Origin of the sequence: Nonomuraea sp. NPDC049646, assembly GCF_044465525.1 — a bacterium.
Lineage (GTDB): Bacteria > Actinomycetota > Actinomycetes > Streptosporangiales > Streptosporangiaceae > Nonomuraea.
Genome location: NZ_JBITLU010000004.1, coordinates 571,333 through 587,681 on the forward strand (window position 1 = coordinate 571,333; position 16,349 = coordinate 587,681).

At 73.1% G+C, this 16,349-nt stretch carries 15 protein-coding genes; 8 read left to right on the forward strand and 7 right to left on the reverse strand.

Annotated elements, in window-relative coordinates; translation table 11 throughout:
* Positions 1-25 precede the first annotated feature (25 nt).
* The 3 genes from ACIBQ8_RS15100 to ACIBQ8_RS15110 are packed head-to-tail and all read left to right on the forward strand — an operon-like array spanning position 26 to position 1,617.
* On the forward strand, positions 26-772 hold the full coding sequence (locus tag ACIBQ8_RS15100; RefSeq protein ID WP_397192190.1) for an SDR family NAD(P)-dependent oxidoreductase: 747 nt from the start codon (positions 26-28) through the stop codon (positions 770-772).
* 34 nt (positions 773-806) lie between these two features.
* The gene (locus ACIBQ8_RS15105; RefSeq protein ID WP_397192191.1) at positions 807-1,154 is read left to right on the forward strand and encodes an ArsR/SmtB family transcription factor; all 348 of its coding nucleotides are present in this window, start codon (positions 807-809) and stop codon (positions 1,152-1,154) included.
* Complete coding sequence (locus tag ACIBQ8_RS15110) at positions 1,147-1,617, forward strand: SRPBCC family protein (protein ID WP_397175913.1); 471 nt, start codon at positions 1,147-1,149, stop codon at positions 1,615-1,617. The genes ACIBQ8_RS15105 and ACIBQ8_RS15110 overlap by 8 nt, the downstream gene beginning before the upstream one ends.
* 4 nt (positions 1,618-1,621) lie before the next feature.
* On the opposite strand, the gene ACIBQ8_RS15115 is transcribed toward ACIBQ8_RS15110, so the two are convergent.
* Positions 1,622-2,302 carry a hypothetical protein gene (locus ACIBQ8_RS15115; protein WP_397192192.1) on the reverse strand — a complete coding sequence of 227 codons (681 nt, stop codon included), beginning with the start codon at positions 2,300-2,302 and terminating at the stop codon, positions 1,622-1,624.
* An 81-nt stretch (positions 2,303-2,383) separates the two neighbouring features.
* Positions 2,384-3,136 (reverse strand): lytic polysaccharide monooxygenase, encoded by a 753-nt coding sequence (locus tag ACIBQ8_RS15120; protein WP_397192193.1) that lies wholly within the window; start codon positions 3,134-3,136, stop codon positions 2,384-2,386.
* Between the two features lie 350 nt (positions 3,137-3,486).
* Here ACIBQ8_RS15120 and ACIBQ8_RS15125 point away from each other — a divergent pair, with 350 nt between their 5' ends.
* The 3 genes from ACIBQ8_RS15125 to ACIBQ8_RS15135 all read left to right on the forward strand — a co-directional run bounded on the left by ACIBQ8_RS15125 (position 3,487) and on the right by ACIBQ8_RS15135 (position 6,307).
* Positions 3,487-4,491, forward strand: coding sequence for a TerC/Alx family metal homeostasis membrane protein (locus ACIBQ8_RS15125; RefSeq protein ID WP_397175918.1), 1,005 nt, complete (start codon positions 3,487-3,489; stop codon positions 4,489-4,491).
* A 101-nt stretch (positions 4,492-4,592) separates the two neighbouring features.
* Complete coding sequence (locus ACIBQ8_RS15130) at positions 4,593-5,309, forward strand: GNAT family N-acetyltransferase (protein ID WP_397175920.1); 717 nt, start codon at positions 4,593-4,595, stop codon at positions 5,307-5,309.
* On the forward strand, positions 5,306-6,307 hold the full coding sequence (locus ACIBQ8_RS15135; RefSeq protein ID WP_397192194.1) for a lysophospholipid acyltransferase family protein: 1,002 nt from the start codon (positions 5,306-5,308) through the stop codon (positions 6,305-6,307). The genes ACIBQ8_RS15130 and ACIBQ8_RS15135 overlap by 4 nt, the downstream gene beginning before the upstream one ends.
* Here the strand turns inward: ACIBQ8_RS15135 and ACIBQ8_RS15140 are convergent.
* The 3 genes from ACIBQ8_RS15140 to ACIBQ8_RS15150 are packed head-to-tail and all read right to left on the reverse strand — an operon-like array spanning position 6,268 to position 9,429.
* Positions 6,268-7,152, reverse strand: coding sequence for a carbohydrate ABC transporter permease (locus tag ACIBQ8_RS15140; protein ID WP_397175924.1), 885 nt, complete (start codon positions 7,150-7,152; stop codon positions 6,268-6,270). The two genes, ACIBQ8_RS15135 and ACIBQ8_RS15140, sit on opposite strands and share 40 nt — an antisense overlap.
* 1 nt (position 7,153) lies before the next feature.
* Positions 7,154-8,077, reverse strand: a complete 924-nt coding sequence (locus ACIBQ8_RS15145; protein WP_397192195.1) for a carbohydrate ABC transporter permease — start codon at positions 8,075-8,077, stop codon at positions 7,154-7,156.
* Positions 8,074-9,429, reverse strand: a complete 1,356-nt coding sequence (locus ACIBQ8_RS15150) for an extracellular solute-binding protein (protein WP_397192196.1) — start codon at positions 9,427-9,429, stop codon at positions 8,074-8,076. Before ACIBQ8_RS15150 ends, ACIBQ8_RS15145 begins: the two co-directional genes overlap by 4 nt.
* A 355-nt stretch (positions 9,430-9,784) precedes the next feature.
* Between ACIBQ8_RS15150 and ACIBQ8_RS15155 the strand changes: the two genes are divergently transcribed.
* Positions 9,785-12,196, forward strand: coding sequence for a glycoside hydrolase family 3 N-terminal domain-containing protein (locus ACIBQ8_RS15155; protein ID WP_397192197.1), 2,412 nt, complete (start codon positions 9,785-9,787; stop codon positions 12,194-12,196).
* Positions 12,183-13,208 carry a substrate-binding domain-containing protein gene (locus ACIBQ8_RS15160; protein ID WP_358292575.1) on the forward strand — a complete coding sequence of 342 codons (1,026 nt, stop codon included), beginning with the start codon at positions 12,183-12,185 and terminating at the stop codon, positions 13,206-13,208. Before ACIBQ8_RS15155 ends, ACIBQ8_RS15160 begins: the two co-directional genes overlap by 14 nt.
* On the opposite strand, the gene ACIBQ8_RS15165 is transcribed toward ACIBQ8_RS15160, so the two are convergent.
* Complete coding sequence (locus ACIBQ8_RS15165; protein ID WP_397175932.1) at positions 13,195-14,751, reverse strand: PQQ-binding-like beta-propeller repeat protein; 1,557 nt, start codon at positions 14,749-14,751, stop codon at positions 13,195-13,197. The genes ACIBQ8_RS15160 and ACIBQ8_RS15165 overlap by 14 nt on opposite strands.
* Positions 14,748-16,337 carry a carboxylesterase/lipase family protein gene (locus tag ACIBQ8_RS15170; protein ID WP_397192198.1) on the reverse strand — a complete coding sequence of 530 codons (1,590 nt, stop codon included), beginning with the start codon at positions 16,335-16,337 and terminating at the stop codon, positions 14,748-14,750. The genes ACIBQ8_RS15165 and ACIBQ8_RS15170 overlap by 4 nt, the downstream gene beginning before the upstream one ends.
* Positions 16,338-16,349: the final 12 nt, after the last annotated feature.

The window sequence follows — 16,349 nt, forward strand, 5'->3', positions numbered from 1 at the left end:
CAATGGGTTGAACAAGGAGGTAGACATGCTTCTCCCGGAAAAGGTCGCGGTGGTCTACGGCGGCGGCGGCTCGATCGGCGGCGCGGTGGCCCGCGCCTTCGCCCGCGAGGGCGCCCGCGTCCACCTGGCCGGCCGCACCCAGGCATCGCTCGACAAGGTCGCCGACGACATCCGCGCGGCCGGCGGCACGGCGCGGACCGCCCTCGTGGACGCGCTGGACGAGCAGGCCGTCGACGCGTTCACCGGCTCGGTGGCCGACCGCGAGGGCCGCATCGACATCTCGTTCAACGCCGTCTCCGTCCAGGACGTGCAGCGCCCGCTGGCCGAGATCTCCGTCGAGGACTTCCTGCGGCCGATCCAGGTCGCCGCGCGCACCCAGTTCCTCACCATCAGGGCCGCCGTGCGGCACATGGCCGGTTCGGGGGTCGTCCTGCTGTTCGGCGGCGGCGGGCCGCAGACGCAGCCGGGGCTGGGCGGGTTCAAGGTGTCGCTGGACACCATGGAGGGCATCCGCCGCCAGTGGGCCTGCGAGGCCGGGGCGCAGGGCGTGCGCGTGGTCACCCTCATCACCGGCGGCGTGCCCGAGAGCATCCCCGACTCCTTCCCCGGCAAGGCCGCGCTGGAGGCGGAGCTGCGCGAGCCCACCCTGCTCGGACGGCTCGCCACCCTGGCCGACGTGGGCGACGTGGCCGCGTTCGTCGCCTCCGACCGGGCCCGGACGATGACGTCGGCGACCGTGAACGTCTCCTGCGGCGCGATCGTGGACCATTAGGGTCGGGACCGCCCAGGAAGGAACGTACACACCGATGCCCGACGACCAGCTCAGCCTCACCTTCGCCGCCCTGGCCGACCCCACCCGGCGGGCCATCCTCGCCCGGCTGGCCGACGGCGAGGCGACGGTCAACGAGCTGGCCGAGCCCTTCGAGATGAGCCTGCAGGCCGTGTCCAAGCACCTGAAGGTGCTGGAGCGGGCCGGGCTGATCAGCCGCGGACGCGACGCCCAGTGGCGGCCGTGCCGCCTGGAGACGGCGCCGCTGGAGGGCGCCTCCGCGTGGATCGACCGCTACCGCGAACGCTGGACCGGCAGCTTCGACCGGCTCGACCAGGAGATCAGCAAGCTCCGGCACAGCGAGGAAGGACGTGACCATGGCTGAGACCGAATTCGTCATCGAACCCGGCCGCCAGGACATCATCATGATCCGGACCTTCGACGCCCCGAGGGACGTCGTGTTCCGGGCAGTGACCGACCCGGCGCTGATCCCGCGCTGGTGGGGCCCCCACTGGCTGGACACCCGGGTGGACGTCATGGAGGTCGCGCCGGGCGGCCGGTGGCGCTTCGTCAACACCGACGCCCGCGGCCGGGAGTACGCCTTCGGCGGCGTCTACCACGCGGTCGTGCCGCCGGAGCGGTACGTGCGCACGTGGGAGTTCGAGGGCACGCCGGGCGAGGTGGCTCTGGAGACCGTCCGGCTGGAGGAGAGCGGCGGCCGCACCCGGTACGTGGCCCAGTCGGTGCACCCGTCCGTCGAGGCGCGCGACGCCATCGTCCGCGCCGACGGCGCCAAGGGCGGCGCCCAGTCCATGGACCGCCTGGCCGAGCTGCTGGGAGCGCGCTGACGCCTTATTGCGGGCAGGCCAGACGGCAGCCGCCGAAGCGGGCCTCGTCCGGCTCGGGGAAGCGGGACTTCGGCGTCCCGCGCAGCGCCCCGGCCATCGAGGCCCGCCAGACGGGGCCGGGGATGGTGGCGCCGTCCACGGTGTCGTAGCGGCGGCCGCCGACTGTCAGGCCGGTGAGCGTGGGCCGGTCGGGCCCGGCGGTGGACGGGCGCCGCTGGGACCCGTCGGGGAACGTGCGGGGCTCGGACTCGTCGGGGAATCCGAGGCTCAGCGCCCTGATCTCGCCGCTGCCGGGCGCCACCATGGCCTCGACGGCGACGGGCGCGTCACCCGGGCGGGCCCGCGCCTCGACGGCCCGTTGTGCCGCCTGCTGCGCCCGCGGATCGAGCGCGGTGGCCACGACCAGGCCGCCGCGGGTGAGCAGCCGCGGATCGATCGCGGTCAGCTCGTCGTGCACCCGGCGGCAGAAGGCGGGGTGGCGGCCGGCCGCGCAGTCGGGGGCGAGCTTCTCGACGACCCGGCCGCCGCCGTCGGTGATCACGCTGTCGCGCACCACCAGCGGGGCGACGGCCAATCGCTGCCTGGCCGGCGCCGGGCCGGCCGTCGCGGACAGCACCAGGACGGCGCCCCAGACGGCCGCCGCCACCCCGGCGACGACGCCGAGGACGAGGAGAAGTCGCTTCATCGGCGTCCTTCCGGAAGGGGGGTGCGGCCGGCCCGTCCATCATGGCCGACCGCACCGCCCCCGTGCACCGGAGCTAGACGATCACACCCGTTGCCACAGGGCGGGCACGTTCGGCGGCTCCCAGCCGGGAAGCGCCGTGTGCGGCTGGAGGCAGCGGTAGGTGGCGTTGTTGTAGACCACCTGGTCACCCGACTTGTAAGCGGTGCCCGCCGTCCAGTTGCCGGCCGGGCCCTGGGTCGGGGTCACCGTGGGGGTCACCGTGGGGGTCGGGGTGGGCGTGGGGGTGGGCGTCGGGGTGGCGGTGGGGGTCGGCGTCGGGCCGCCGGGGCCCACCTGGAGGTCGACGCAGTTGTAGAAGGCGTTCTCCGTGTCGGCGATGTTCCAGATGGCCAGCAGCTTGATGCGCCCGGTCCGGCCGCCCAGGCTCACCGTGTGCGTCACTGTCGCGCCCGGTTCCCTGCCGTGGTCGTTGAACGAGGCGATCCGGGTGCCGCCGACGTAGTAGTCCCACGTGCTGGTGGCGTGCCGGGCCTCGATGAGCCACTTGAAGTTGACCGTGTCGCCGACGGACGCGGCGGGCCAGGCCTTGCTGTCGTCGTCCAGCGGGGCCCACCGGGCGTCGCCGCCGCTGCAGTTGCGCAGGCCCTTCGGGCCCTCGACGCTCTGCGGCTCCCAGATGATCTGGCCGCAGTTCTTGACCTTGCCGGCCGCGCAGTTGGCCTGGCGGCTGGGCGGGTCGGAGATGTAACCGTGCGCCGAGGCCGGCGGGGAGAGCGCGACGACGGTGGCGACGGAGACCGCCGCCATGGCTAAGAAGGTCCATACTCTGCGCATGTCACCGTTCCTTCATGCTGGGGGATTCTCCCAAATATAAAGGAAAGTTTCCTAACGGTAAATGGCACAGTCAGCGCTTTTCCGCCCCGCAGTCAGGCTCTCCTCGCCATCCGCCGGTAGCGGGGGCCCTGTCCCTGGTGGCGGGGAGAGTGCGGGCGCCGCGCAGATGGGGCTGGCCAACAGGTGGTGACATGTCGTGACTTCGCCTAGGCTGAGGGTGCCGAGGGGAGTACTTCGCAAGCGCCGGCCCGGTCAGTACGGACGTCCCAGACGTCCCCGGGCGGCCGCCCGCGCGATCGGCGCACGGGCGAAGGAGACCTCGAACGATGACGCGCGTTCGAGGAGGACCCATGCCCCCGGGCACATTGCAGGCTGCCCCCGCCCTGACCACCATCGCCACGCCCACCCTCTGGCTGGTCGCGATCGCCGGGCTCGTGCTGCTGCTGGCGCTGGATCTGCTGTTGACCAGGCGCCCGCACGAGGTCCGCATGCGCGAGGCGGCCGGCTGGTCGGTGTTCTACCTGATCCTGCCGGTGATCTTCGGCTTCTACCTGTGGGCGGACCACGGCGGCGGCGTCGCCGTGGAGTTCTTCACCGGGTTCGTGGTGGAGAAGTCGTTGTCGGTGGACAACCTGTTCGTGTTCATGCTGCTGCTGGCCGCCTTCGCGGTCCCGCCCGCACTCGCCCGGCAGGTCCTGCTGTACGGGATCGTCGGCGCGCTCGTCCTGCGCGGCGTCTTCATCTGGCTCGGCGCCGCCGCCCTGCAGAGCGGCACGTGGGCGTTCCTGCTGTTCGGCGCGATCCTCATCGTCACCGCCGGGAAGATCCTCAAGGACGTGCTCGGCGGCCACGAGCAGCAGGTGGACATCTCGTCCATGCGCAGCGTCCGGCTGGTGCGCCGGTTCGTGCCGGTCACCGACGACTACCGCGGCTCCCGGCTGGCCGTGCGCGAGGGCGGACGGCTCGCCCTGACGCCGCTGGCCCTGGCCGCCGTCGCCGTCCTCGGCACGGACATCGTCTTCGCCGTGGACTCCGTGCCGGCCGTGTACGGCGTGACCGAGGACCCGTTCCTGGTCTTCGCCACCAACGCCTTCGCGCTGATGGGCCTGCGGGCACTGTACTTCGTGCTGCAGGGCGTCCTGACCAAGCTGCGCCACCTCAACCACGGGCTGAGCGTCATCCTGGCCTTCATCGGGGTCAAGCTCGTCCTGCACTGGGCGCACGGCGTCTGGGACTGGATGCCGCAGATCCCGACGCTCGCCTCGCTCGGCGTGATCGTCGCCGTCCTGACCACGGTCACCCTGACCAGCCTGTACGCCAACCGCCGCGACCGCGAGAAGGAGGCCGCGAGCTAGTTCACCGCTCCGACGCCTGGGTGCCCCCGACGCGAGAGCCGGCCGTCATGTCGGCATGACGACATGGTCGCGAGACGCTTTCAGGGAAGGACCCCGCGCCCATGACGATCTCTCTTGACACGAGCCGGTACACGGTCGGCATGGCCACGAGCCCCGCCGACCTCCAGGCGGCCCAGCGGCTGCGGTACGAGGTCTTCGCCGAGGAGATGGGGGCGCGGCTCGACAGCCCGGTCTCCGGCCTCGACGTCGACCGGTTCGACGCCTACTGTGACCACCTCCTGGTGCGGGAGGGGCGGCGGGTGGTGGGGACGTACCGGCTGCTGCCGCCGGGGCGGTCGGACCGGCTCTACTCCGACGGCGAGTTCGACCTGCGCGCCCTCGCCCCGATCCGCAACAACCTGGTCGAAGCAGGGCGTACCACCGTGCACCCGGATCACCGGGACGGCGCGGTGGTCGCGCTGATGTGGGCCGGGATCGCCCGGTACATGGTGAGCGGCGGCCACCAGTGGCTGGCGGGCTGCTGCTCGGTGCCGCTCGACGACGGCGGCGCGCTGGCGGCCGGGGTGGCCGGGCGGGTGCCGCTCGGCCCCGAGGAGCACCGGGTCACGCCGCACGTGCCCTGGACGGCCGCCGGCGCGCCGCGCTCCGACCGGTTCGTGCCGCCCGCGCTGCTCCGCGGCTACCTGCGGCTGGGCGCGTGGGTGTGCGGGCCGCCCGCGCACGACCGGGACTTCGGCACCGCCGACTTCTTCGTGCTGCTCTCGATGGCCCAGGTGAACACCCGCTACCTGCGTCACTTCCTGGGCGGGACGCCGTGACCGGCCCGTGGCTGCGCACGGGGCCGTGCACGCCGGACATGTGCGTGGGGGCGGCGGTCGTCGCAGCGGGGGCGGCGCGCCGGGCGCTGTGGCTGCTCGCGGCGGCCCTGGTGGTCCTGGCCGGGGTGCCGGTCGCGCTGACGGCCCGCCACGTGCGCGCCGACGTACGGGCGCGCCTCACCGGGACGTGGGCCCGCCTCCTGCTGCGGGCCCTCGGCATCCGCCTGGAGCTCACCACCGAGGAACCACCGGAGGGCGCCGCGGCAGGGCCGGGGTCCGGGGCTGCGGGGGAGGCGGGGGCTTCCGGTGTGAGGAGGGAGGCCGGGGCTGCCGGTGCGAGGGGGGAGGCCGGGGCGTCCGGCGTGGGCGGGGAGGCCGGGGAGCTGGTCGTGGCCAATCACGTGTCGTGGCTGGACCCGCTGGTCATCGCGGCCGCGGTGCCCTCGCGCCCGCTGGCCAAGCGGGAGATCGCCGCCTGGCCGGTCGTCCGCACGCTGGCCGCGGGCTCGGGGGCGCTGTTCATCGACAGGGAACGCCTGTCCGCGCTGCCGTCGGCGGTCGCCGCCGTGGCCGCGGCGCTGCGGGCGGGCGACACCGTCGTGGCCTTCCCCGAGGGCACGACGTGGTGCGGGCTCGGCATGGGCGACTTCCGGCCGGCGGTGTTCCAGGCGGCGATCGACGCGGGCGCCGCCGTACGGCCCGCCACGCTGCGCTACCGCGAGGACGGCCGGCCCTCGACCCGGGCCTGCTACGTGGGCGAGGACTCGCTGCTCGCCTCGGTGCTGCGGGTGGCCGCGACCCGGCGGCTGGCCGTCGAGGTGCGCCTGCTGGCCCCGCTGCGCGCCGCGCCGCCGGCCGGCCGGCCGCGGGCGCGCGCCGCCCTGGCCGGGACCGCCGAGGCCCTGGTGCGCGCCGCGATGGACGGCCCTCCCGGGCGGGAGCGCGGGAGGGCCGTCGCTCACTTGCCGAAGCCCGCGGTCAGCCCGCTGAGCAGCTGACGGCGGCCCACCACGTACAGGATCAGGATGGGCAGCGTGGTCAGGACGACCGAGGCCAGCACGGCGGGCACGTTCACGCTGTACTGGCCCTGGAACGTCCACAACGCCAGCGGCAGCGTGCGCTTGTCCGGGCTCTGGGTCAGGATCAGCGGCAGCAGGAAGCCGTTCCAGATGGTCAGCGCGTTGTAGATGGTCACCGTCACCACGGCCGGACGGGTCAGCGGGAAGGTCAGCCGCCAGAGCATGCCCCAGTCGGTGGCGCCGTCCAGCCGCATCGACTCGAACAGCTCCTTGGGCACGTCCCTGATGAAGTTGGACAGCACCAGCACCGACAGGGGGATCGCGAACGCGATGGAGGGCAGGATCATGCCCAGCAGCGAGTCGTACAGGTGCAGCCGGATGATGATCAGGTAGATCGGGATGATCGTGGCCTGGAGCGGGATCGCCAGCCCCATGAGGAACAGCGAGTTCACCCCGCGCAGGAACCGCCCGCCGCCGCGCACGATCGCGTACGCCGCCATGAACGACACCCCGACGGCGGGGACGACCGCGCCGAGGGTGAGCAGCAGGCTGTTGAGGAAGTACAGCGCGAAGTCCGACTCCAGCACCAGCTTGTAGGCCCCCAGCGTGGGCTCCGCCGGCGGCGCGAGCGGGTTGGAGGCGTAGTAGGAGCTCTGCTCCTTGAAGCTGGTGACGACGATCCAGTAGATCGGGACCACCACGATCGCCAGCCAGATCCACCCGGCCGCCCCGGCCACCCAGTTGGGCCGGCGGGTGGACGGACCGCCGGCCCGCCGGGACGCCCCGGCGGCGTGCCGGGCCGGCTTCGTCAGCGTCGTCGCCATGTCAGGCCCCTTCCAGCTGGCTCGCCGAGGCGTCGCGGCCGCCCAGACGGCGCAGCAGCAGCGCCAGCGCCAGGCCCACGAGGACGAGGATGACCGCGATCGCGCTGGCCGGGCCCATCAGGTTGGCCTGGAACCCCCGCTTGTACATGTCCAGGGCGAGCACCCGGGTGGCGTCGCCGGGTCCGCCCGCGGTCAGCACGAAGATCAGGTCGAAGAACGTCAGCGACCCGACCACCATCAGCGTCGAGGACGTGATGATCGTGTACTTGAGCTGCGGCAGCGTGATGCTGAAGAACGTGCGCACCCGGCCCGCGCCGTCGAGCTCGGCGGCCTCGTACATCGAGCGCGGGATCTGCCGCACGCCGCCCTGGTAGATCAGCGAGTGGAACGGGATGAACTGCCACGACACCACGAAGATCACCACGCTGAAGGCGAGGACGGGCTCGCCCAGCCAGTCCTGGGCCAGCAGGTCGAGGCCGAGCCCGGCGCCGAGCCCGAAGTTCGGGTCGAGCAGCGCCTTGTAGGTGATGGCGATGGCGGCCGAGCTGAGCAGCAGCGGGATGAAGTAGAACACCGACAGCACGGCCCGGTAGCGCTGCCGGCCGGCCAGGAACACCCCGAGCAGGATGCTGGCCGGCGTCTGCACCGCCCAGGACGCGGCCATCACCAGGAACGTCACCCACAGCGCGTGCGGCAGCCCGGGATCGGCCAGCACGGCCTGCCAGCTCGACAGGCCGGCGAAGCCGATGTCGCCGAGCCCGTCCCAGGAGGTGAAGCTGAGGACGAGGACGCCGATCAGCGGGATCACGCCGAAGGCGACGAAGAGCAGCAACGCCGGGACGGCCAGCCAGGCGAGGGAGCCGCGGCCCCCTCGCGCGGCCGCCGCCGGCGCCCGCCGCCCGGCGGGGATCGGGATCACGCTCACTTGCCGATGACCGCGTTCATGTTCGTCTGGAACTGCTGCGGCGAGATGGACAGCTGGAACAGCTTGGCGATGTTGTCCAGCAGCACCTCGGCGGCGGTCGGGCTGAGCGCCTGGTCCCACGACTGGGCGAAGGTCTTGGCGTTGCTGGCGATGCCGTAGACGAACTTCAGGAACTCGGCGTCGGGGGAGGAGGCGAAGGCCGCGTCGGCGCCCTTGACGATCGGCACGGCGCCCGTGTCGGCCCACTCCTTGACCTCGGTCTGGTCGAGCACGCCGCTGGTGAAGAACTTCTTGGCGATCTCCTTCTGCTCGGGGGTGGCCTTGGCGGAGATCGACAGGTACTGGCCGGGGTTGCCGACGGTGTTGCTCGGGTCGCCCTTGCCGCCGTCCACGGGCGGGAAGTTCATGTAGCCGAGGTGGCCGCCGGGGACGAAGTCGCCGCCGTCGTTCTTCATGCCGCCGTACGTCCAGCCGCCGTGCAGCATCATCGCGGCCTTGCCGGTGTAGAGCAGCGCCTGGTCGGCGTTGGAGTCGGCGGTGATGGAGGAGAAGCCCTTGATGAAGCCGTTCGCCTTGATCAGGTCCTGCATCTTGGTCAGGGCGTCGAGGGCGGCGGGGTGGGACCAGGCGTCCTTCTGGCCCTCGAACACCGCCTGGAACACCTCGGGGCCGCCGATCCGGTCGAACAGGAACTCCAGCCACATCATGTTGGTCCAGCGCGACTGGCCGCCGAGCGAGAACGGCGCGATGCCCTTTGCGTTGATCTTGGGCACGATGTCCATGATCTCGCCCCAGGTCGTCGGCGGCTGCACGCCGACCTTCTCCAGGACCTCCTTGTTGTAGTACAGGACGATCGGCTGGACGGTCTCGCACGGCATCGCGTAGATCTTGCCGTCCACGGTGGCCGCGCCGAAGGAGGAGGGGAACAGCCGGTCCTTGACGGCGGCGTTCTCGGAGAACCAGGACGTGAGGTCCTCGACCTGGCCCGCCTGCACGTAGCTGCGCAGCGTGCCGCCGCCCCAGCCCCAGATCAGCGTGGGGGCCTGGCCGGCGCCGATGGCCGTCTTGATCTTGGTCTTGTAGGCGTCGTTCTGGAACGCCGTGCCCTCGATCTGGGTGGTGGGGTTGGCCTTGTTGAAGCGCTCGACCGCCCGGCGGCGCACGCCTTCCTGCGGCTCGACCGACAGGTACCAGTAGGTGGCCTTGGCGCCGCCGCCGCCACCGCCGCCGGTCGGGCCGCCGCCGCCCGCGCGGGTGGGGCCCGACGTGCCGCAGGCGGCGAGCGCGGCTCCCAGGGGCAGCCCCATCGAGAGGCTGAGGAAGGTGCGGCGAGAGGTTGTCCTGGTCTCCACGCTGATCTCCGTACTCGAATGCCGTGGCCTGGCCGCGGCTCGGTTGTCCTTGGGACGCGTTGGCCGGCGGTCGGATCGGCAAACCCCCCAATGCCGCTCGTCCGCTCGCCGTTGAGTGAACTAGTCGAAACATTTGCGACATGACCGCGCGGCACGTCAATCTAGATTTCGACCATTACCCTGTCAAGACCTCTGCCGCGGAAACCGGCGCTGGGTGGCGTCCGGGCCTGTGTAGTAATGTCGCGCGGGCATCTAGCTGGATATTCTGCCCCAGTTGCGGCATTGTGCAGGTGGCAGGCCCAGCTCCGAAATGTTTCGAAACTTTGCGGCAGGAACTCTTGAAGGAGTGCAGTTCATGACGGCTCTAGATCGGACCCCGGCGGATCGGGTCCTCGGTCCGTGGCTGGACCCGGCGCTTCCCGTGGCCGAGCGCGTCGAGGCCCTCCTTCAGGAGTTGACGCTGGAGGAGAAGGTCGCCCAGCTCGGCAGCCGGTGGGTGGGCAACGACATGGCGGACGAGGAGGCGGCCCCCGCTCCCGACCCGGACGGCGCCGGCACCCACAACGTGGCCCCCATGCAGGACGTTTTCGCCGCCTCCGGCACCGTGCCCCTGGGCGAGGCCGCCCGGCACGGGCTCGGCCACCTGACCCGGGTGTTCGGCAGCGTCCCGGTGACGGTGGCCGACGGCGCCGCCGAGGTGGTGCGGCTGCAACGGGAGGTCGTCGGCCTGTCCAGGCTCGGCATCCCGGCCCTGGTGCACGAGGAGTGCCTGACCGGCTTCACCACCTACGGCGCCACCGTCTACCCGGCGGCCATCGCCTGGGCCGCCACCTTCGACCCCGGCCTGGTCGAGCGCATGGCCGCGGCCATCGGCCGGGACATGCGGGCCGTGGGCGCCCACCAGGGCCTGTCCCCCGTGCTCGACGTGGTCCGCGACTACCGGTGGGGCCGGGTCGAGGAGACGATGGGCGAGGACCCGTACCTCGTCTCGATGCTCGGCACGGCGTACGTGCGCGGCCTGGAGAGCGCCGGCGTGATCGCCACGCTCAAGCACTTCGCCGGGTACTCGGCCTCGCGGGCCGCCCGCAACCACGGCCCGGTCCCGATGGGCCGCCGCGAGCTGATGGACATGATCCTGCCGCCGTTCGAGGCGGCCCTCACCCTGGGCGGCGCCCGTTCGGTGATGAACTCCTACTCCGACGTGGACGGCGTGCCCGCCGCCGTCGACTCCTGGCTGCTGACCGACCTGCTGCGCGAGGAGTGGGGGTTCACCGGCACCGTCGTGTCCGACTACTGGGCGGTCCCGTTCCTGGCGACCATGCACCAGGTGGCCGCCGACCCGGCGGACGCGGGGGCGCAGGCGCTGGCCGCCGGCCTGGACGTCGAGCTGCCCGACACCCTCGGCTTCGGCGCGAACCTGGTCGAGCGGGTGCGCCGGGGCGAGCTGCCCGAGGCGCTGATCGACCGCGCCGCGCGCCGGCTGCTCACCCAGAAGGTGCAGCTCGGCCTGCTCGACCCCGGCTGGACGCCGGAGGGCTCGGTCGCCGGCGCGCAGGACGTCGAGCTGGACTCGGCCGCCAACCGCGCCCTCGCCCGCGAGCTGGCCGAACGCTCGATCGTGCTGCTCGACCCCGGGACCGAGCTGCCGCTGCGCGCGGGCCTCGGCCGGATCGCCGTCGTGGGCCCGTGCGCCGACGACCCGCGCACGTTCATGGGCTGCTACGCCTTCCCCAACCACGTGCTGCCCCGCTACCCCGGGCTCGGCCTGGGCGTCGAGGCCCCGACCGTGCTGGACGCGCTGCGCGCCGAGCTGCCCGGCGCCGAGATCGTGCACCAGCCGGGGTGCGCGGTCCAGGGCGGCGACCGGTCCGGGTTCGCCGCGGCGGCCGACGCCGCCCGCGCGGCCGACCTGTGCGTCGCGGTCGTGGGCGACCTGGCCGGGCTGTTCGGCCAGGGCACGTCGGGCGAGGGCTGCGACGCCGAGGACCTGCGGCTGCCCGGCCTCCAGGCCGACCTGCTGGCCGAGCTCTTCGCGACGGGCACGCCGGTCGTCGTGGTGGTCGTCTCCGGCCGCCCGTACGCGCTGGGCGAGGTGCACGCCGGAGCCGCCGGGCTGGTCCAGGCGTTCATGCCGGGAGAGGAGGGCGGCGGGGCGATCGCCGGTATACTGAGCGGTCGTGTCCAGCCTGGAGGCAAGCTTCCCGTGCAGATACCCCGCCATCCTGGCGGGCAGCCGGGCACCTACCTGCAGCCCCCGCTCGGAGCCGACAGCAAGGGCATCAGCAACCTCGATCCGACCCCGCTGTTCCCCTTCGGGCACGGCCGCTCCTACACCTCCTTCGAGGTCGGCGACCTGCGGATCAGCGCGGCCGAGGTCCCGACCGACGGCGAGTTCACTGTCTCGGTCCGCGTCGCCAACACCGGCGACCGGGCGGGCGACGAGGTCGTGCAGCTCTACCTGCACGACGTCCTCGCCCAGGTCACCAGGCCGGTGAAGCAGCTCACCGGGTTCGCCAGGGTGCACCTCGAACCGGGCGCGAGCAGGCGGGTCTCCTTCCTCGTCCACACCGACAGGACCGCCTTCACCGGGCGCGACCTGCGGCGCGTCGTGGAGCCGGGAGACGTCGAGGTGCTCGTCGGCACGTCCGCCGCCGACCTGCCGTGCCGCGGGGTGGTCCGGCTGACCGGGCCGGTGCGGCCCGCCGGCGCGGGCAGGCGGCTGGTCACACCCGTGGAGATCCGAGGAGGAACAGATGCCGGCTCCTAGGCGCGCCACGCTGGCCACCGTCGCGGCCTCGGCCGGCGTGTCCGTCGCCACCGTCTCCAAGGTGCTCAACGGCCGCAGCGACGTGGCCCCGGCGACCCGTTCGCTGGTGCAGTCGCTGCTCCAGCAGCACGACTACGTGCCCGCCACGCCGCGCCGCGGCGAGGCGGGCGGCCCCGCCACGGTCGAGGTGCAGTTCGACGACGACCTCAACGCCTACTCCACCGAGATCATCCACGGCGCGATCGAGGCCGGCGACGAGCTGGAGACGTCGGTCGTCGTCAGCATCAGGAAGAGCCACCAGCGCACCGGCGGCTGGGCGCGCGACCTGGTCGCCGCCGGGCGGCGGGCGCTGATCGTGGTGACCAGCGAGCTGACCGGCGCGCAGCTCGGCGCGCTGACGCGGGCCCGGCTGCCGCTGGTCGTGATCGACCCGCTCAACCTGCCGACCACCAGCGTGACCAGCGTCGGCTCGACGAACTTCGCCGGCGGCCTGACCGCCACCCAGCACCTGCTGTCCCTGGGCCACCGGCGCATCGCCTACATCGGCGGCCCGCCGACCTCGGCCTGCAACCAGGCCCGCCTGCACGGCTACCGCGCCGCGCTGGAGGCTGCCGGCGCGCCCGAGCCGCCCGGCTACGTCCGCACCGCCCACTTCCACTACCAGGACGGCCTGGACAACGGCGCGAGCGTGCTCGACCTGCCGGAACCCCCGACCGCGATCTTCGCCGGCTGCGACGAGATCGCGCTCGGGGTCATGGAGGCCGCCAGGTCGCGCGGCCTGCGCATCCCGGAGGACCTGAGCATCGTCGGCTTCGACGACACCCAGATCGCCCGGATGGCCTCGCCGCAGCTCACCACCGTGCGCCAGCCGCTGCGCGAGATGGGCCGGGCGGCCCTGCGCACCGCGCTGCGGCTGGCGGCCGGCGAGCGGATCGACTCCCACCACGTCGAGCTGGCGACCGAGCTGGTGGTGCGCGGCTCGACCGCCCCGGCGGCGCCTACGGAAGGCTGAAGGCCAGGAACACCGACCCGTACGGGTTCGGGTACGGCGTGAAGGAGTACCCGGACTGGACGAACAGCATGCCGTGCGACACCACGGCCCCGCCGCCGCCCGAGACGGCCCCGCCGCGCCCGGTCAGCCCGTTGACGCCCTGCACCTCCTGCATGGTGTCGTAGGCCCACACGACCTCGCCGGTGCGCGCCGAGTAGGCCCGCATCTTGCCGTCCATGCTGCCCTCCCAGACCAGGCCGGGGGTGCTGGAGACGGCCGGGGTGTGGCCGAGGCGGCAGACGTCCGGGTACTGGGCCGCGCCGCCGGTGGCGCAGCCGTCGGCCGGGTTGGGCGTCTCCCACAGCAGGTGGCCGGTGGCCGGGTCGAGCGCGAACAGGGTGCCGGGCTGGGCCATGTACGTGGCCACGTACAGGCGCTGCCCGTCGAAGGAGGTGCCCCACTGGACGCCGGACAGGCCGCCGCCGGGCATCGGCTTCGACAGTTGCCGCTGCCAGACGATCTTCCCGGTACGGGCGTCGAGCACGTGGTACACGCCCGCCTTCTGCCCGATGCCGACCAGGGCGCGCCCGCCCGCCCTGAACAGGTTGGGCGCGGCCCCGAGGTCGAAGTCGAGCGCGGTTCCGTCGGGGAAGTTGGGGCAGTACTCGCGGTCCTCGGGGGTGGGCAGCGAGCACTCCAGCCGCCAGGTGTCCACGTCGGTCATCCGCCGGGTCCAGCGCGGCCGGCCGGTGTCGATGTCCAGCGCCAGCACCGAGTCGTAGTGGCCGGCGCTGCCGGTGTAGTTCTGGCCGGTGCCGACGTACAGGGTGCGGGTGACGGGGTCGAGGGCGGGGGAGCTCCACACGCCGCCGCCGGAGGGGGCGTACCGGGGGACGCCGTTGGGCCAGGTGCCGTCCTGGCGGGCCTTCGGGACGGTGTTGAAGCGCCAGACCGGGCGGCCGGTGTCGGCGTCCATGGCGTCGAGGTGGCCGCGGAAGGTGCAGCAGGCGTGCTCCTTGCCCATGATGTTCTCGCCGCTGGAGACGCCGACGTAGACGCGGTCGCCGAAGACCAGGGGGGAGCTGGTCACGATCGCCGTGACGGTCTCGTCGAGCCGGCGGGCCCAGGCCAGCCGGCCGGTGCGCTGGTCGACGGCGTAGAACCAGCCGCGCACGTCGCCGAAGTAGACCTTGCCCCTGGCCACGGCCGGGCCGTCCTGCACCTGCGTGCGGCCGGTGCCGACGGTGGTCAGGTCGAACTCCCAGCGGGCCGCGCCGGTGGCGGCGTCCCTGGCGTACAGCTTGCCCTCGGGGGAGCCGAAGTACACGGTGTCGCCCACGACGGCGGGCTGGCTGCGCGGCGTGCCGGCCTCCTTGGGGTAGGCGAAGGCCCACTTCAGCGCGAGCCCGCCGACCGTGCGCGGGTTGATCGCGCGTTCGGCCGCGTTGTGCCGCCAGCCCAGCGGGCCCTGCTGCCACATGGGCCAGTCGCCGCCGGTCGCCGCCTGCGCGGGCGCCGGGCCCTGCAGCAGCGCGAGGCAGAGCGCGGTCAGCAGCCGGATCATGAGGTCGCCTCCTTGTTCCAGAACGCGCACTGGTGCTGCCTGGCGATCTCCCGCGTCACCTGGCTGTCACCGGCCGGGGCCAGCGACATGACGGCGGGGTCGGTGCGGGTGTACCGGGGCCACAGCGGGGTCCCCTCCGCGGTCGGGTCGCCGGTGCGGGCGAAGCCCGTCCACTGGGCGACGAGCTGGGCGCCGAAGGAGCGCTGGTTGGCGTCCAGGTCCTTGACGTCGGAGTACAGGAAGGGCGCCTCGCTGATGTGGAAGGCGCCGTTGGGCTTGGTCTGGTCGAGGAAGAACAGCGGCGGCGCGTCGGTGTTGTCCACCTGGAAGGCGTACACCGGCAGGTGCGCGGCCAGCCGTTCGTCGTTGAGCAGCGCCGGGCAGACCGAGTTGCTGTCGGCCACGATCGTCCGGTACGCGATGAACGCCGCCGGGGCGGGGAACCTGGCCAGCGGGTAGCGGGCGAGCACCTCGGGGGCCAGGGGGCCGTACTGCTGCCGGACCAGGGTCTCGTACTCGGCCGGGGTGTTCGCGGCGGGGAGCTGGACCTCGTCGCGGCCCACGCCGTGCATGAGGGCGACCTTGTTGACCCTGCCCCTGGCGAACGCCCGGGACGGCGACATGGTCAGGATGCGGCCGTCCACGATGGGGGCGATCGTCCCGCGGTCCGGGCCGAGCCCGTCGCCGGACTGGTCGAGCAGCGCCTTGACCGGCTTGGCCCGCAGGCACGCGGCCGGGTCGGCGGCCTGCTCGCAGCCGAGCGCGGCGGCGAACCGGCCGCCCTGGGCCTGCGCCTCGGCCTGCGTGGGCAGCTCGGCCTTGCAGTCCTGCGGCTGCCAGAAGGTGTTCACGCCGCGCAGCGAGTTGTACTCGCCGCTCTGCACGATCCCCTTCTCGAACAGGCCCTTCGCGGTCGGCGACGCCGTGTGCGCGCAGACGCTCGACCCGCCGGCGCTGGCCCCGAAGATCGTCACGTTGCCGGGGTCGCCGCCGAAGCGGGCGATGTTGCGCCGCACCCAGCGCAGCGCCTCCTGCTGGTCGGACAGGGCGTAGTTGCCGGCGTTCCGGCCGAGGGCCCGGTGGGACAGGAAGCCCAGGACGCCCAGCCGGTAGCCGACGCCGACGTGCACGACGCCGCCCGCCCTGGCCAGGTGGGAGCCGTCGGAGGGGGCGCCGTACCGGAAGCCGCCGCCGTGGAACTCCACCATGACGGGCAGGTTCCTGGCCCCTTCGGGGGCGGCGACGTTGAGCTTGAGGCAGTCCTCGTCCTCGGAGGGGGAGCCGAGCAGCTCGGCCTGCGGGCACGGGCTGCCCCGCCCGGTGCCGGACAGCACGCCGGGCCAGGGCGTGGCCCGGCGCGCGGGCGTCCAGCGCAGGTCGCCGACGGGCGGGGCGGCGTAGGGGATGCCGAGCCAGGAGCGCAGGCCCTCGCCCGCGATCCCGCACACCTGGCCCGTGTCGGTGGTGACGGTCGTGCCGGGCGCGCAGGCGGGCGCGCTGCGCGGGGCCGCCTGCGAGGGCGGCGTCGTCAGGCTGAGCGACGCGATCACGACGAGCGCGCTCAGCCCCGGTCGGAGCTTCAACATGCGCAAGTTCCC

Excerpts from the sequence above, each read along its gene's own strand:
- ACIBQ8_RS15105 (WP_397192191.1), top strand. The coding sequence starts at position 807 with ATGCCCGACGACCAGCTCAGCCTCACCTTCGCCGCCCTGGCCGACCCC.
- ACIBQ8_RS15100 (WP_397192190.1), top strand. The coding sequence starts at position 26 with ATGCTTCTCCCGGAAAAGGTCGCGGTGGTCTACGGCGGCGGCGGCTCG.
- ACIBQ8_RS15115 (WP_397192192.1), bottom strand. The coding sequence starts at position 2,302 with ATGAAGCGACTTCTCCTCGTCCTCGGCGTCGTCGCCGGGGTGGCGGCG.
- ACIBQ8_RS15170 (WP_397192198.1), bottom strand. The coding sequence starts at position 16,337 with ATGTTGAAGCTCCGACCGGGGCTGAGCGCGCTCGTCGTGATCGCGTCG.
- ACIBQ8_RS15120 (WP_397192193.1), bottom strand. The coding sequence starts at position 3,136 with ATGCGCAGAGTATGGACCTTCTTAGCCATGGCGGCGGTCTCCGTCGCC.
- ACIBQ8_RS15155 (WP_397192197.1), top strand. The coding sequence starts at position 9,785 with ATGACGGCTCTAGATCGGACCCCGGCGGATCGGGTCCTCGGTCCGTGG.
- ACIBQ8_RS15140 (WP_397175924.1), bottom strand. The coding sequence starts at position 7,152 with ATGGCGACGACGCTGACGAAGCCGGCCCGGCACGCCGCCGGGGCGTCC.
- ACIBQ8_RS15160 (WP_358292575.1), top strand. The coding sequence starts at position 12,183 with ATGCCGGCTCCTAGGCGCGCCACGCTGGCCACCGTCGCGGCCTCGGCC.
- ACIBQ8_RS15130 (WP_397175920.1), top strand. The coding sequence starts at position 4,593 with ATGACGATCTCTCTTGACACGAGCCGGTACACGGTCGGCATGGCCACG.
- ACIBQ8_RS15110 (WP_397175913.1), top strand. The coding sequence starts at position 1,147 with ATGGCTGAGACCGAATTCGTCATCGAACCCGGCCGCCAGGACATCATC.
- ACIBQ8_RS15165 (WP_397175932.1), bottom strand. The coding sequence starts at position 14,751 with ATGATCCGGCTGCTGACCGCGCTCTGCCTCGCGCTGCTGCAGGGCCCG.
- ACIBQ8_RS15125 (WP_397175918.1), top strand. The coding sequence starts at position 3,487 with ATGCCCCCGGGCACATTGCAGGCTGCCCCCGCCCTGACCACCATCGCC.